16 protein-coding genes are annotated in these 15,092 nt (G+C 67.7%); 15 read left to right on the top strand and 1 reads right to left on the bottom strand.

Annotated elements, in window-relative coordinates:
- Positions 1–65: 65 nt before the first annotated feature.
- Both D9V29_RS03830 and D9V29_RS03825 read left to right on the top strand, forming a co-directional pair.
- The gene (locus tag D9V29_RS03830) at positions 66–1,766 is read left to right on the top strand and encodes a BCCT family transporter (protein WP_121671996.1); all 1,701 of its coding nucleotides are present in this window, start codon (positions 66–68) and stop codon (positions 1,764–1,766) included.
- Between the two features lie 230 nt (positions 1,767–1,996).
- Entirely contained in the window at positions 1,997–2,728 is a 732-nt protein-coding gene (locus D9V29_RS03825; RefSeq protein ID WP_121671995.1) for a hypothetical protein, read from the top strand.
- A gap of 113 nt (positions 2,729–2,841) precedes the next feature.
- Here the strand turns inward: D9V29_RS03825 and D9V29_RS03820 are convergent, their stop codons facing one another.
- A complete protein-coding gene (locus tag D9V29_RS03820; RefSeq protein WP_121671994.1) occupies positions 2,842–3,651 on the bottom strand; it encodes a class II glutamine amidotransferase in 810 nt (269 codons plus the stop codon).
- A gap of 81 nt (positions 3,652–3,732) precedes the next feature.
- Here D9V29_RS03820 and D9V29_RS03815 point away from each other — a divergent pair, with 81 nt between their 5' ends.
- The 13 genes from D9V29_RS03815 (at position 3,733) to D9V29_RS03755 (ending at position 15,018) form a co-directional block, all read left to right on the top strand.
- Positions 3,733–4,851, top strand: a complete 1,119-nt coding sequence (locus D9V29_RS03815) for a carboxylate-amine ligase (RefSeq protein ID WP_121671993.1) — start codon at positions 3,733–3,735, stop codon at positions 4,849–4,851.
- Positions 4,852–5,008: 157 nt separating this feature from the next.
- Positions 5,009–6,166 carry a YihY/virulence factor BrkB family protein gene (locus D9V29_RS03810; protein WP_121671992.1) on the top strand — a complete coding sequence of 386 codons (1,158 nt, stop codon included), beginning with the start codon at positions 5,009–5,011 and terminating at the stop codon, positions 6,164–6,166.
- Between the two features lie 125 nt (positions 6,167–6,291).
- The gene (locus D9V29_RS03805) at positions 6,292–7,074 is read left to right on the top strand and encodes an alpha/beta fold hydrolase (RefSeq protein WP_121671991.1); all 783 of its coding nucleotides are present in this window, start codon (positions 6,292–6,294) and stop codon (positions 7,072–7,074) included.
- Positions 7,075–7,145: 71 nt separating this feature from the next.
- Positions 7,146–7,970, top strand: a complete 825-nt coding sequence (locus tag D9V29_RS03800; protein ID WP_121671990.1) for a DUF1206 domain-containing protein — start codon at positions 7,146–7,148, stop codon at positions 7,968–7,970.
- Between the two features lie 59 nt (positions 7,971–8,029).
- On the top strand, positions 8,030–8,392 hold the full coding sequence (locus D9V29_RS03795) for a UBP-type zinc finger domain-containing protein (RefSeq protein ID WP_121671989.1): 363 nt from the start codon (positions 8,030–8,032) through the stop codon (positions 8,390–8,392).
- On the top strand, positions 8,389–9,063 hold the full coding sequence (locus tag D9V29_RS03790) for an NAD(P)H-hydrate epimerase (protein WP_121671988.1): 675 nt from the start codon (positions 8,389–8,391) through the stop codon (positions 9,061–9,063). Before D9V29_RS03795 ends, D9V29_RS03790 begins: the two co-directional genes overlap by 4 nt.
- Before the next feature lie 113 nt (positions 9,064–9,176).
- Entirely contained in the window at positions 9,177–9,944 is a 768-nt protein-coding gene (locus D9V29_RS03785) for an SGNH/GDSL hydrolase family protein (RefSeq protein ID WP_121671987.1), read from the top strand.
- Positions 9,945–10,148: 204 nt separating this feature from the next.
- Positions 10,149–11,057 carry a hypothetical protein gene (locus tag D9V29_RS03780; protein ID WP_121671986.1) on the top strand — a complete coding sequence of 303 codons (909 nt, stop codon included), beginning with the start codon at positions 10,149–10,151 and terminating at the stop codon, positions 11,055–11,057.
- The gene (locus tag D9V29_RS03775) at positions 11,054–12,688 is read left to right on the top strand and encodes a Ycf46 family AAA ATPase (protein ID WP_121671985.1); all 1,635 of its coding nucleotides are present in this window, start codon (positions 11,054–11,056) and stop codon (positions 12,686–12,688) included. The genes D9V29_RS03780 and D9V29_RS03775 overlap by 4 nt, the downstream gene beginning before the upstream one ends.
- Positions 12,689–12,738: 50 nt before the next feature.
- On the top strand, positions 12,739–12,951 hold the full coding sequence (locus D9V29_RS03770; RefSeq protein WP_121671984.1) for a DUF2997 domain-containing protein: 213 nt from the start codon (positions 12,739–12,741) through the stop codon (positions 12,949–12,951).
- Entirely contained in the window at positions 12,948–13,664 is a 717-nt protein-coding gene (locus tag D9V29_RS03765; protein WP_121671983.1) for a 4Fe-4S single cluster domain-containing protein, read from the top strand. The genes D9V29_RS03770 and D9V29_RS03765 overlap by 4 nt, the downstream gene beginning before the upstream one ends.
- Entirely contained in the window at positions 13,661–14,155 is a 495-nt protein-coding gene (locus D9V29_RS03760) for a hypothetical protein (RefSeq protein WP_121671982.1), read from the top strand. The genes D9V29_RS03765 and D9V29_RS03760 overlap by 4 nt, the downstream gene beginning before the upstream one ends.
- Before the next feature lie 8 nt (positions 14,156–14,163).
- A complete protein-coding gene (locus D9V29_RS03755; RefSeq protein ID WP_121671981.1) occupies positions 14,164–15,018 on the top strand; it encodes a ComEA family DNA-binding protein in 855 nt (284 codons plus the stop codon).
- Positions 15,019–15,092: the final 74 nt, after the last annotated feature.

Genomic DNA, 15,092 nt, shown 5'->3' with positions numbered 1-15,092 from the left:
ATAGCATCTGGCGCAGCAGGGCGTCCCTCGTTGTGGGGACGGCTCGGGAATCCTAGGCTGGCACCATGTCTACCCCTTCGAGCACTGAAACTGCCCCTGCCGCGAAGGTCCCCGAGGTCGCGAAGTGGGTGTTCTGGCCCGCAGCGATCGTGGTTCTCCTCTTCGTTGCCTTCGCCATCCTCCTTCCGGATGCCGCTGAGGCGCTTTTCGCGGGAATCCAGGCCGGGATCGTCAGCAACTTCAATTGGTATTACGTGCTGATCGCTGCCTTCTTCGTGATTTTCAGTCTGTGGGTGGGCTTCTCCAGATACGGCGACATCAAGCTCGGAAAGGACGACGACGAGCCGGAGTTCTCGCTCGGCTCCTGGTTCTCGCTCCTCTTCGCCGCTGGAATGGGCATCGGCCTCGTCTTCTACGGCGTGGGTGAGCCGCTCAGCCACTTCGCCAACCCGCGGCCGGGAGTCGAAGGCAACGGCAACCAGCTCGCGCAGCAGGCTCTGTCGCAGACCTACCTTCACTGGGGTGTGCACGCCTGGGCGATCTACGTGGTCATCGGTCTCGCGCTCGCCTATGCGATCCACCGTCGCGGGCGCCCCGTCTCCATCCGCTGGACCCTCGAGCCCCTGCTCGGCAGGCGTGTGCGGGGTGGCTGGGGCAACCTCATCGACGTCGTCGCCCTCGTCGGAACCCTGTTCGGTGTGGCAACCTCGCTCGGCCTGGGTGTTGTTCAGATCAGTGCCGGGCTCGAGAGTGCCGGAATCATCGCGGCATCCGACTTCGTCAACATCATCCTGATCCTCATCATCACCGCCGCCGTGCTGTTCTCGGTGCTGTCCGGTGTGGCCAAGGGCATGAAGTGGCTGTCCAACATCAACCTCATCCTCGCCGGCCTCATCGTGGTCTTCATCCTCATTGTCGGTCCGACCCAGTTCCTGCTGCGCGACTTCGTGCAGTCCATCGGGAACTACCTGCAGGACTTCGTCGGCCTGTCCTTCACCGTTGGCGCGTACGCGGGCGCCGAGGGTGAAGCGTGGCAGGCGGCGTGGACGACGTTCTACTGGGGCTGGTGGATCTCGTGGGCACCGTTCGTCGGGATCTTCATCGCTCGCATCTCGCGGGGTCGCACGGTGCGACAGTTCGTCACCGGTGTGCTGCTTGTCCCCACGCTCATCACCTTCCTCTGGTTCAGCGTTCTCGGCGGCACTGCCCTGTACTCCGAGCTCAACGGCCCCGGTGGGCTCGTCGCGGGTGACGGAAGCGTCAACGTCGAGGGCGCCCTGTTCGCGATGTTCGCGCAACTGCCGGCCGGCTCGGTCCTCACGGTCGGCGGCATCATCCTCATCGCGGTGTTCTTCGTCACGTCGGCGGACTCCGGTTCGCTCGTGATGAGCATGATCGCCAGCGGTGGCCAGGTGGAACCCAAACGGTGGATCCGCGCGTTCTTCGCGTGCGTGACATCCGCTCTCGCCATCGCGCTCCTGCTCGCGGGCGGCCTTCAGGCGTTGCAGACGGCGGCGATCATCATCGCCCTGCCGTTCAGTGTGATCATGCTGCTGATCTGCTGGGCGACGGCGAAAGCGTTCAGCCGGGAGCATCGGGCGTACGAGAAGGCCCGGCGTAGTGCGTTCGTCGACCGGATCGGCGACTACTACGGCCTCGAGGTCGACGGCCCGGACAGTGCGGATGCCTCGCCGCGGCTCCCGCTGTTCCGTCGCCGCCCGCGCAAACCCGCGTCGGCGGACGAGCCGCACACCGAGGTCTTCTAGCGCGATCGCGCGCCCCTCACGGCGTGCCGCCAGCGCACCGCCCGCGTTTTCACTCATTTCGGACGGGTCCACCCGGCGTACCGCGTGAACCCGTCCGGAACGCGTGAAAACGCGAACTCCGCTCGCGGTCGCGGTCGACACGGTAGCTTTTCGGTAGGTGTTTTCGTCCGACCCCGGCCACGCGATGGCTTCGACCGTCGCGCCGGCTGCCCGCGCCCGAGGAGCTGCCCGTGCCCCGTGTCCCCACCCCAGATAGCGACGCTGACGACCTGCGCCGTCAACGCTCCCGGCGCCTGCTGATCGGAGGCATCGCTCTCGTTGCGATGGTTGCGATCGCGGGGACCGTGCTCGCGAGCACTCTCCTGGCGCCGGCCACCGGCATCCGGGCGGCGCTCGAATCCGACTCCTTCGCCGGCTGCGTTTCCAACGAGTCCCGGCCCGACGGGGCACCGGCGCTCGATGGAACGGAATCGTGGACGGATGCCGAGGAGCAGACGTTCTGGACGCAACCGGCGGCACTGCACTGCGCCTCGATCGACCTCGGCGAGGACCGGCGCACGCGAGCACTGAGTGTTGCGTTCACCCCGGAGGAAGGCGGCACGGATGTTCGCGACCAATGGCAGGTGATCGCCGACTACGTGACCTGGCTCGCAGACGACGGGGCGGAGCGCGACATGGTGATGCTTCACACGGCGACCCTGATGCGCGGGATGTGGGTCGCGGACGCTGACAGGCCGAACTGGGCTGAGGGAGTGGCGAACATCGCCGTGCTGTCGGACCAGCGGGCGAGGGGTGAGCTTCCCGGCTACGAGGACTGGCTTTCGGCGTCGGGGGCCGAGGACACGGCGGAGACTCTCCACCGGTTCAGCAGTGAAGAGCTCAGACTCGACCGGCCCGAGAATGACGAGCCGTTCGGGGACTTCCTCGACCGGTCACGCGCGCTTCTCCGGACGATTCGCTGACGCGAGGCGGGGCATCCGCTCGACGCCCGCGTTTTCACTCACTGCGGACGGATTCACCCGGCGTACCGGGTGAACTCGTCCGGGACGCGTGAAAACGCGGCCGACGAGCGCGCTCAGCCGCCCGGCCGCACCGGCTGCAGGTCGAGCCGCGCCAGTTCACGGGTGCGCAGGTCGATCATCGCGGCGGAGTCCGGCGGCACCCGGGTCCACCCGGGCTCGTCGAGACCACTGGAGATCACGTGCACGGCGGTGGGCGTGATCCGGTAGTCCATCGCGTAGTACTCGGTCGCATGCCTGTGCGGCATGTCGGCATCCGACGGGTAGAGCGCGCTGAGCGCCCGCGGGGGAGAGTCCGCACGACTGTTGATGTGAATTGCGATGAGCGTGTCGGGTGTGAGGAGGAGCGCGTTGAGGCTCGCACCGGGGAACTCGGTCGTCATCGTGCGCAGCGCCCGCGTGACCCCCATCGCTTCCGACCCGGTTTCGTCGATGCACTGCAGAACGAACCGGAAGTACCGCTCACTGTCGGTTGAACCCTTCAGCTTCGCCCGCGACTCCGCCGTCAGCAGCTCATCGAGCAGCGGGATCGGCTGAATGTGGCCGTTGTGCGCGAACGCGTACGTTCCATCGGTGAACGGATGCGTGTTCTCCGGCACCACAGGAAGCCCTCCGGTCGCCCAGCGCAAGTGGACAAGGCCTGCGGCTCCGAGGGGTTGCCTGGTCAGTTCGGCGTAGCGGGGGTCGCGCGCCGCGGAATCCGGACTCGAGACGACGCGAGTGCCGGCGTCCGCGCTGCGCCAGGCCAGACCCCAGCCGTCACCGTGCAGCGCGGCCAGTGAGGTGAACGCGTCGAACGCCGGCTCACCGAGCACGTCGGCGGGGGCGGTGGGGTGGCTGGCGACATAACCGAGCAGGCGGCACATCCGGATACTCCTCGTTCTCGGTCTCAAGCTTTCTCCTATCCGAAGCTGGTGGCAACTCGGATCCGCTGCAACACTGGTGCCATGCGCACCGTCGGGGTCGAAGAAGAGCTTCTCCTGGTCGACCCGAAGTCGGGCGGCGCGCGGTCGGCGGCCTCCCGGATCCTCAAGATCACGGGCGGGACGCCGGTGGAGCCCCCGGGTACCCACCTCGGCGGAACGATCGAGCACGAAGTGCAACAGCAGATGCTCGAGACGAACACCGCACCGCATGCCGATCTCGGCGAGCTGGAGGATGACATCCGCGATTGTCGCCGTCGCGCCGACCTCGCCGCGCGAGGGGCCGGCGTCCGGGTGATCGCGTCGGCGACGTCGCCGCTTCCGGTCGCGCCGCGGCTGTTCCACGACCCGCGCTATGAGCGGCTTTTCGACGCCTTCGGGATCACCGCGAGCGAGCAGATGACGTGCGCACTGCACGTGCACGTGGCGGTGGAGTCGGACGAGGAAGGCGTCGCCGTGATCGACCGGATCCGCTGCTGGCTTCCGATCCTCGTCGCGCTGAGCGCGAATTCGCCGTTCTGGCAGGGCGCAGACACGCGGTACGCCAGCTACCGCTCACAGGCGATGCTGCGCTGGCCGACCGCCGGCCCCACCGAGCTGTTCGGTTCCGCGGAGAACTACCATGCTGCGGTCGCGGCAATGCTGGACTCCGGCGTCATGATCGACCGGGGCATGGTGTACTTCGACGCGCGGCTGTCGCACCACGTGCCCACCGTCGAAATCCGCGTTGCGGATGTCTGTGCGGATGCCGCGGACACGGTGCTCATCGCCGCCCTCGCTCGTGCGCTCGTCGAGACCGCTGCCACCGAGTGGCGGGACGGCGACGCCGCGCTCCAGGTGCCCGCGGCGATGCTGCGGCTCGCCACCTGGCAGGCCGGGAGGTTCGGCGTGGGCGGGAACCTCCTCGATCCGTCCACCCTCACCCCCCGACCAGCGGCGGATGTCCTCCGCGATCTCGTCGGGCACGTTCGCCCGGTGCTCGCCGCAAACGGGGACGAAGCCCTCGTCGAGTCCGGTGTCCGCGCGGTGCTGACCCGTGGCAACGGCGCTGTCCGCCAACGGGCGGTTTTCGCGCGCACCGGCCAGCTCGCCGACGTCGTCGCGGACCTCGCGCGCGTCACCGCGGGGCAGGACGCGCTCTGACTGCAGCAGTCGCCGGCGATGAACGCGAACCGCGACGCGGCACTATAACTTTGCCGACGGCATCCGTCGAGCCTCTGGTCTGATTCCTCCCGCAGGGGAAACCTTGAATCCCCGGGATAACGCTCCGGGCATGCACCAGAAAAAGGCGAGGGCGATCATGGCTACCCGACAGAACACCGCTGACAAGGGCCGCGAGGACAGCGTGGCGAAGGACCGGAACGCTCCGGACCCCAACGACTCCCGCAAACCGGACGACCCGACCGATGTGAAGAAACCGTCGTGGGGGTACGTGCTCAAACGCACCCTGCGGGAATTCGGCCGCGACAAGTGCACCACCCTCGCTGCCGCTCTGACGTACTACGCGGTGCTCGCCATCTTCCCGGCGTTGCTCGCGCTGCTCTCGATCATCGGACTGTTCGGCGAAGCGGAAGAGACCACCCAGATGCTGATGCAGGTCATCGAGAGCGTCGCCGACCAGTCGACCGCCGAGACCCTGCGCCAGCCGATCGAACAGCTCGCAAGCGCACCGGGTGCCGGATTCGCTCTCGTCGTCGGTCTGCTCGGTGCGATCTGGTCGGCGTCCGGCTACGTGAACGCCTTCAGCCAGGCGATGAACCAGATCTACGAAGTCGACGAGGGGCGTCCGTTCTGGAAGCTGCGCCCGACCGTTCTGCTCATCACGGTCATCCTGCTCATCATCGCTGTCGTGATCGTGCTGCTCCTGATCCTCTCCGGGCCGGTCGCGGAAACCATCGGTGGCGCCATCGGCCTCGGCGAAGTCGCGCTGACGGTGTGGAACATCGCCAAGTGGCCCGTCATCGCTCTGCTCGCCATCGTGATGGTTGCGGTGCTCTACTACGGCACGCCGAACGTGAAGCAGCCGAAGTTCCGCTGGATGACGCTCGGCGCGTTCATCGCCCTTCTCGTCATGGCGATCGCGACCGTCGCGTTCTTCTTCTACGTCGCCAACTTCGGCAACTACCAGAAGACCTACGGCAGCATCGCCGGCGTCATCATCATGCTGCTGTGGATCTGGATCATGAACCTGTCGCTCCTGTTCGGCGCCGAATTCGACGCCGAAATGGAACGCGGACGCCAGCTGCAGGGCGGTATCGAAGCCGAGGACTCGCTGCAGCTCCCGCCGCGAGACACGAAGGCGAGCGAGAAGAAGCAGCAGAAGGAACAGGACGACATCGACAGCGGCCGCGAACTGCGCGAGACCGAAGGTGAATCACAGAAGCCCGGTTCCTCGTCGACGTCGGACTCGACGTCCACCTCGAAGTCGAGAGCGCGCGGCGCCGACCACCGCCGCTGACCCGTCCGTGCGGGAGCGCCACCTGCAGCGGGCGCTCTCGTTCGGACCCGATTCCGAAGAACGGATGCTGTGCGCCCGCGTGCGCGACGGCATCCGTTCTCGTCGTTGCCGCAATAATGGGGACCATGCCCGTGCTGCCAGAATCACCAGACCCCCGGTTCGTGCTGGCGAAGGACAACATCCGGATCGCGACCTACGAGTTCGGTGACCCGGCCGGGCAACCGGTCGTGCTCGTGCACGGCTTCGCCTCCGGCGCCCTGCTCAACTGGCACCTCGCCGGCTGGACCCGCGTGCTCAGCCGTGCCGGCTACCGGGTTCTCGCGATCGACCAGCGCGGGCACGGTGCGAGCGGGAAACCGCACACACCGGATGCGTACACGATGCCGCTTCTCGTCGATGATCTTCTCGATGTGCTCGACACGTTCCTCATCGACGAGGCATTGTTCGTCGGGTACTCGCTCGGGGCCCGGGTCGGCTGGCAGGCCTGTCTCGACCTGCCGGGCCGGATCACGCGAGCCGTGCTCGGCGGCATCCCGGACGGTGACCCGCTGACCCGGTTCCGGGTCGACGAAGCATGGGCAAGCATCGAGACCGGAGTGCCGCCCACCGACAAACTGACCGCCGCTTACGTGACGATGGCCGGCGGCATCCCGGGCAATGACCTCCCAGCCCTGATCTCGCTCGTCGAGGGGATGCGCGGGGGAGCGCAGCCCGACCCGGAAAATCCACCACGGCAACCGGTGCTTTTCGCCACAGGGACCGAGGACTCCATCCTCGAGAAGTCGCGCACTCTCGCCGAATCCGCGCCGAACGGGACGTTCTTCGAGATCCCGGGCCGGAACCACTTCAACGCCCCGACGTCGAAAGACTTCCGGCAGGCCGCGCTGGCGTTCCTTCGTGAGGGCTGACGCGAATCTGACGAGTTGCGCGGATCGCAAGGGGCAGGGAGGTAGCCGCCAACCCGCCTAGGGTGAAAGCCATGTCCCACTCTTCTTCCTCGTCGTCCACGGCGTCCGCCCGGTCCGCTGCCTCCCGGTTGCAGGACAACCGTGCCTTCCAGCTCGCCGCCCGCACCGGGTTCGCGGTCAACGGTCTGCTGCACCTGCTCATCGGCGGGATCGCACTCGGCGTCGCCTTCGGATCGGGCGGCGAAGCCGACCAGGGCGGTGCGTTGAGCGGACTCGCGTCGAGCCCGGGCGGAGTGTTCCTTCTCTGGGTCGTCGCTATCGGGCTCTTCGCACTCGGCTTGTTCCAGGTGCTCGAAGCGTTCCTCGTTCAGGGCACCGACAAGGACGCCTGGGCCGATCGTGCCAAGGAAGGCGGCAAAGCGGTCGCCTATCTCGCGATCGGGTTCTCCGCGGCCAGCGTTGCGATGGGCAGTGGAAGCGACAGTTCCGGCCAGACGCAGGGCATCACCGCGACACTGCTTTCATCACCCGGTGGTGTGTTTCTCGTGGTGATCCTCGGTCTCGGCGTGCTCGCCGTCGGCGTCTACTTCATCGTCAAGGGCGCGAAGAAGAAGTTCCTGCAGGACATTTCCGCCCCAGACGGCAAGACCGGCCGCACGATCGCCACCCTCGGCCGGGTCGGCTACATCGCCAAGGGCATCGCGATCTCGGTCGTCGGGATCCTGTTCGGCGTCGCCGCCCTCACCTCGGACCCCAGCGAAGCGACCGGTCTCGACGGCGCACTCAAGTCGCTCGTCGAGCTGCCGCTCGGACCGGTGATCCTCACCGTCGTTGCACTCGGACTCATGGCGTACGGCGTGTACTGCTTCGCCCGCGCGAAGTACGCCCGACTCTAACCCGCCGTTTCGCCTGCGGGCCGCCGGGAGTATGCTCCTTCCCATCGGGAGGGGGAACCATGACCGACAACGACGGCCGTGACGGAATCGACCCGAGCGTCGCACCCGTCGGCACCGTCTGCCCCGACTGCGAAGCGATTTCGGGTTGGTGGGTGCACCTGCGCCGGTGCGCGCTGTGTGCCCACATCGGATGCTGCGACACGTCGCCCTCCAAACATGCGACCGCGCACTTCACCGAGACAGGGCATCCGATCATGCAGAGCTTCGAACCGGGGGAGAACTGGTTCTGGAGTTATCCCGAGCAGAAGACGTTCTTCGGACCCAGGCTCGCCGAACCGACGAGCCGCCCGGAGAGTCAGCCGTCGCCGGGGCCGGCGGACCGGGTGCCAGAAAACTGGCGCGACATCCTCGGCATCGCATGATGGAGACGTACACCGCCGCGGAGGTTCGCGCCGCCGAACAGCCGCTCCTCGATGCGGGAGTGCCGCTCATGGCGCGTGCCGCCGCCGCTTTGGCCCGGGAGATCCGGCTGGTTCTTCCCGCCGACGAAACCGCACGGGTTCTCGTTCTCGCCGGTCCAGGCAACAACGGCGGCGACGCGCTCTTCGCCGCCGCCGAACTCGCCGGCCTCGGCATCGCCGTCACCGTGCTGCCCACCTCCGATCGCCTCCACGACGCCGGTCGCGACGCCGCGGTCGACGCGGGCGCACGGATGCTGTCGGCCGACTCCGCGACGGATGCCGTGGCATCCGTCGCGCGCGAATCCGACGTGATCGTCGACGGCATCCTCGGAACCGGAACGAGTTTCAGCCCGGCGTTGCGGGGGAGGGCGCGCGAGATCGTCGCGGCGATCCTTCCCGTGCTGGCGGGAGAGCATCCGCCGATCGTGGTCGCCGTCGACCTGCCGAGCGGAGTCCATCCGGACGACGGCAGTGTGCCGGACCCGACCGTTCTGCCTGCGGATGTCACGGTCACGTTCGGTGCCTGCAAGACCGGGCTGCTGCTGGCGCCCGCCGCCGAATACGTCGGCCGGCTCGTCGTCGTCGACATCGGACTGGGCCCGGAGCTCGAGCGGATCGCGGCCGGCGGCTGACCTGTCCGCGCCGTCCCCGTCAACGGGAGACGGAGCATCCGGAGCGCCGACGATAATGGAGAAGCGGCCCGGCACATCCGGTGGGGGCCGCACAGTTTCGGAGTACCCATCACATGAGCGCACCCTTCTCCCGCTACGTTGCCCTCGGCGACAGCTTCACCGAAGGCGTCGGCGATGAACTGCCCGACGGCCGCGTTCGCGGTTGGGCCGACTTCGTCGCCCTGGGGTTGCAGGCCGCCGCTGACGAGCCGATCGGGTACGCCAACCTCGCGATCCGTGGCCGCAAACTCGGCCCGATCATCACCGAGCAGCTCGAGCCGGCCCTCGCACTCAACCCCGACCTGATGACCTTCAACGGCGGCGGCAACGACATCATGCGCCCCCGCGTCACCATCAGCTGGGTCGTCGACGAGACGGTGAAGCTCGTCGGCCGCGCCCTTCAGCTCGACGGACTGCACATGGTCGTGCTCGCCGGCGCCAACCCGTCCCGCCACCTGCCGATGGGCGGGCTGATGCAGAGACGCGGTGACCTGCTGGCGGATGCCGTCCTCACCGCACTCCGCGACACTCCCGTCACGCTCGTCAACAACTGGGCAGACGAGACGCTCACGGACATCCGCTACTGGTCGGTCGACAAGCTGCACCTGAACGCTCTCGGCCACGCCCGGGTGGCGTCGAACGTGCTCACAGCGCTCGGAGTTCCCGTGCCCGAAGAGTGGGGTGTTGAGGAGGTCGCGGATGCCGTCGGCGGGCCCCGCTCCCGGAACACCGCCGCGTACTACCGCGAGTTCGTGCTGCCGTGGATCGGGCGCAGGGTCACCGGGCGTTCCTCCGGCGACGGACGTGCGGCAAAGCGCGCCACGCTGCTGCCGATCGACTGAGGCACGTGCGGCTCGCGTCCCCGCGATTTCACTCGTTGCGGACGAATTCACTCGGCACGCCGGGTGATCCCGACCGCAGTCGGTGAAAAGGCGCGGACAGCAGCGCCGCGGATGGGGAGCGGTGCCCATCCCAACTCCCGCGGATCCGCGCCAGCTCCCACTAGTCTGGGTTTCTGTGCAGCGCACGCGGGGAGGAATGGCAACGTGAGTTCGGGGGAGATCACTGCGTCGAGCGGCGCCCGCCAGCGCATCCGTTCGTTCTCCGCTGTTGTCTGGGTTGTCGGTGCCCTGATCCTCGCCGGTATCGCCTACAACACCTACCTCAACGTCGGCATCGGCGACAACGGCTTCGGCATTCTCGGTGAGGCCGAGTACCCGTGGCGTGAGGCCGATCCCACCGTGTTCGAGGATCGGGACGGCGACACGTGGTCCGGCACAGGTAACGGCGTGATCCGGATCCCGCTCGAGGAACACCAGCAGGACCCGTACATCGCGTCGCTCGGCCCAGGCTCCACCGAGGACGACCGGATCGTCCTCTCGGCCTCCAACGTCGACGACGCCAACGACCCCGACGCCGACCGGGAGTGGCCGGACCTCATCAGCTACATCCGGATGGACGACCGAGTCCCCGTCCTCCCCGGCAACGGCGTCCTCGAGCTCTGGGTCGAGGCAGACGGAGACTGGTCCCTCACCCTGGAGAAGACCGAGGTCGAGGAGATCACCGACGGAATCGTCGGCGGCAAGGGCGACGCCTTCCTGGTCTACCGCGGCGACGCCGTCAGCGCCCGGTTCCAGCACAAGGGCGACGGACTGTTCTACGTCACCATCCAGACCGCCGGCGGTGAATCCGACCGCCCGATCATCGAGTCCGGTGACGTCAACGAACGCCTGTCCTGGCAGCCGGCCGACGGGGGCGTCTACTTCACCATCGAATCCGACGCCGAAAACGGGGCGTGGACGATCGATATCGACGAACTGGCGACGGATGCTCCGGTGGAGCCGACCCCGGACCCCGCCTCCCCTGATCCGACTCCCACCCCGGCAGCGCTCCCCGCCCAGCCGGCACCCGACACGACGGCATCCCGCCCCACGAGAGGAACGCCACGCGAATGAGTTTCATCGACACGCTCGACCAGGCCTTCAAAGCCCGCCTGCCGCTGCTCTACATCGAGACGAGCGAGGAGGTCCGGGTGCAGGAGGCGATCCGCACCGCCGCCGGAGCGCTCCGCCGCCCCCGCGACGTCTGGACCTGGACCTCGGCGACCGGGCTCATCGGCCCCGACGCCAAAGCCGTCGGCAACACGTCGACACCGGCGCGCGCCCTCGACCACATCGTCGGTATCCCCGACAACGCCGTGTTCGTGTTCTGCGACCTGCACGCCTACTTCGGCTCGGACCAGCGCCCAGGCGACCCGGTCATCATCCGCAAGGTGCGCGAGACCGTCCTCGAACTTCGACACGGGGATGCCGCGCGAGCGCTCATCGTGACGGCCCCCGTCCGATGCATCCCGCCCGAGCTGGACAAGCTCAGCCACGTCGTCGAGTTCCCCCTGCCGGACACCGACGAACTCCGCGCCATGCTCGACACGATGATCGAGAACAACGCCTCCGGTGGCGGACGGATCAAGGTCACCGCTGAGGCGAAGGACCTGGAGAACCTCGTGCAGGCCGCCCGCGGCCTGACCATGTCGGAAGCAGAGAACGCGTTCGCCCGCGCGATGGTCGACGACGGCAAACTCACCCCGAGCGACATCACCATCGTTCTGGACGAGAAACGCCAGATCGTGAGCAAGTCCGGAGTGCTCGACTTCGTGACCAAAGCCCTCGACCTCGACTCGGTCGGCGGCCTCAATAACCTCAAACGCTGGCTCTCCCGCCGAGACGGATCCTGGCTCGCTGAAGCCGAGCAGTTCGGGCTCCCGGCGCCGAAGGGCGTGCTCATCACGGGCGTTCCCGGTTGTGGAAAGTCGCTCACCGCGAAGGCGATGGCAGCATCATGGGGTCTGCCGCTGCTGCGGCTCGACATCGGCCGGATCTTCTCCGGCCTCGTCGGTTCGTCGGAGCAGAACCTCCGCACGGCGCTCGCCACCGCCGAAGCGGTCGCGCCGTGCATCCTCTGGGTCGATGAAATCGAAAAGGGTTTCTCGAACACGACAGGCACGGGCGACTCGGGCACCACCGCTCGCGTCTTCGGCTATTTCCTCACCTGGATGCAGGAGAAGAAGCATCCGGTGTTCGTCGTCGCGACGGCGAACAACATCGACTCGCTTCCGCCGGAGTTCATGCGCAAGGGCCGCTTCGACGAGATCTTCTTCGTCGACCTGCCGACCGCCGTCGAGCGCCGGGCGATCTGGTCGATCCAGCTGGCATCGAACGCGACGGCCGGTAACGGGCTCAGCAGCATCGACCCGGCCGGTATCGAGAGGCTCGTCGACGTGAGTGAGAACTACTCCGGCGCCGAGATCGAACAGGCCGTCATCGTCGCCCTGTACGAAGCGTTCGCCGAACGCCGCCCGGCCACCCTGGATGACCTCGAGACAGCCATCACCAACATGATCCCGCTTGCCGTGACGCAAGCGGAGGAGGTACAGGCGATCCGCGAATGGGCCGAAGTCCGCGCCGTCCGAGCCACCGGACGCGAAGACATCGACGCCGACGAAGACGCTGTCGACCTGGCCGGGGCGATCGGGGCAACGAGCTCCGGCCTCTCCAGCCACCGCGGCGGACGCACCGTCGACTTCTAGCCGCCCCGCGGCATCCGCTTCTCCGACAGACGAAACCAGAAGGACAGGTCATGGCAGACAAACAGCTCATCGTCCAGGTGCGGCCAGACGGCACCGTGCACGCTGAAACGATCGGGATGTACGGCAGCGAATGCCTCGATTACATCTCGGTGCTCGAGGACCTGCTCGAAGCCAAGACGACCGACTCGTCGTTCACCGACGCCTACTCTCAATCGGCCGTCGAAGCCGAGATCACGACGCGCAACTGGGACGACGCGCGATGACCCTGCTCTCCCCGCCGAGCACGCTCGGCACCGTCCAGCCGGCGGAGCGCCCGGGGACCGAACTGCGCTGGTCGCGGTTCCTGCCGGCGACCGCCGCCGAAGGGCCCGGGCTGCGATCGGCGCTCTGGGTGCAGGGCTGCAGCGTGCGGTGCCCCGGTTGCTTCAACCCTCACCTCTGGACGTCGATCGGCGGGCTGGTCGACGAGACCGCCTCGCTGGCCGAGCGATTCGTGACGGATGCCGTCGGCGCCGGCGTCGAGGGAATCACCCTTCTCGGCGGCGAACCATTCGATCAGGCGGCCGCGCTCGCCACGATCGCCGAGGCGTTCCGCGACGCCGGTCTCACCGTGATGACGTTCACCGGTTATCCGCTCGAGCTGCTCACCGAGTGGTCGGCGGACCGCTCCGACATCGCCCGGCTTCTCGCCGCGACGGACCTGCTCATCGACGGACCCTACCTCCGGGATCGACCGGACCCGGTGCGGCCGTGGCTCGGATCGACCAATCAGGGCATCCGCGCGCTGACCCCGGCGTACGCCGACGAGGTCGCCCGGATCGAGAACGGCGGTGGCCTCGACCGGCTCGAGATCCGCATCCACCCCGACGGCCGGGTCGACGTCAACGGCTGGGCCGACGACGCCGCCCTCGAAAATCTTCTGCACGACCTCGGTCCCCGACAGGACCGGCCCTCCCCGAAAGCGAGACGCGCATGAGCGTAACCCTTGTCCTTCTCCCCATTGCGCTCGCGGCAGCGGCCGCTGCCGGAGGTGTCGGTGCGATCGGCGCCGCGACGATGGCGAAATCAGACACGAGCTCCGCCCCGGCGCCGTCGCTCCGAGTGCGTACCCGGATGAAAGACAGCACCCTCCTCGCCCGCGCCTTGACGAACCTCGGCGCGTCGGACATCACGGTGTCAGCGACTCGCGTGACGGCGGAGGTGGACGGCGTTCTACTCACGATGACGCTCACCGACGACGACGTGTGGGAAGCACACGTCGAAAGCACCGACGGCCACACGGTGACCGAAGCGACCGCCGCGGATCTGCTTCAGCGGCTCGACGGCGAGTACGCCGCGATGGTCCAGCAGGCCGTCGCCGAGAAGATCCGCTCCCGCGCCGACAGCTCCGGCTTCGACCTCGTCTCCGAGACCCGCGAAGCAGACGACACCGTCACCATGGTGCTCAACGTGCGCGCCGAGGCCTAAGGAACCCCATGTCCAACGCGCAACGCCGAGACGGGAAAGCGCCGTCGAACGCGCCCACCACCCGGTGGCTGATCGGCGCAAGCTCGTGGTTGCTCCTCGTCCTGGTACCGAGCGGAGCGCTCGCGTGGCTGGGCTTCATGATCATCGCTGGCATCAGCAGGCGGCCACAGTGGTGGATCGCCGGCGTCGGTTACGGGATCGCCGCGATCGTCTTCGGGGCGATGGAGAACGGCATCCTGCAGGGGACGCTCTCGCTCGTCATCCTCGTCCACGCGCTCATCGCGAACCCCGCCTGGCTCACCCTGCTCTGGGCGCGCCGCGAGAACGGGCTGACGATCGCCGGAACGCGCGCGGACGGGAAGAACCGACGAATCCGGCACTCCGGACCACGGCAGCGCGCCGCCGCGATCCCGGAGGAAGCGGAAGAGCTCCTCGGCGCGGCCGGCACCGACCGCGACGACTACCTCGATTCCCCGACCTCTGGCAGCACGTCGGGCCGGTCGCGGCGCACGAGAACGCCGCGGCGGACGGCACCCAGCGCCACCGCGGCAGCAAAAACACCCGCGCGTACCGCAGCCCCGGCAGCGACTCCGAGCAGGCCGACGGCATCCGCTTCGCCCGAGGACCTCGTCGATGTGAACACGGCCAGCCAGCGGGAACTGTCCCGGCTCAGTGGAATGGACCGCAGGAAGGCCAAAGCGCTCATCGCCGAGCGGACGAAGCGTGGTGGATTCGCCTCGCTCGAGGACTACGGAACCGCCGCCGGGCTGCAGCCGCACGAGATCGTGCGCCTCGGCGATGAGGCGTTCTGCTCCCCGCGGCCTCGCGCCTCCCGGAGCTTCGGCCGCCGCCTGGACCTGTAGACCTGAGCCACTCGCGCTCAAGTTTTTGAAACTCGTGGGAATACCGGCTAATGTGCTGCCGTTGAGTTGAGTCG

Origin of the sequence: Mycetocola manganoxydans, from assembly GCF_003667545.1 — a bacterium.
In the GTDB taxonomy this organism is placed as follows: domain Bacteria; phylum Actinomycetota; class Actinomycetes; order Actinomycetales; family Microbacteriaceae; genus Mycetocola_A; species Mycetocola_A manganoxydans.
The sequence above is the reverse complement of the archived record's forward strand: the minus strand, read 5'-3'. Positions and strand labels throughout refer to the sequence as shown.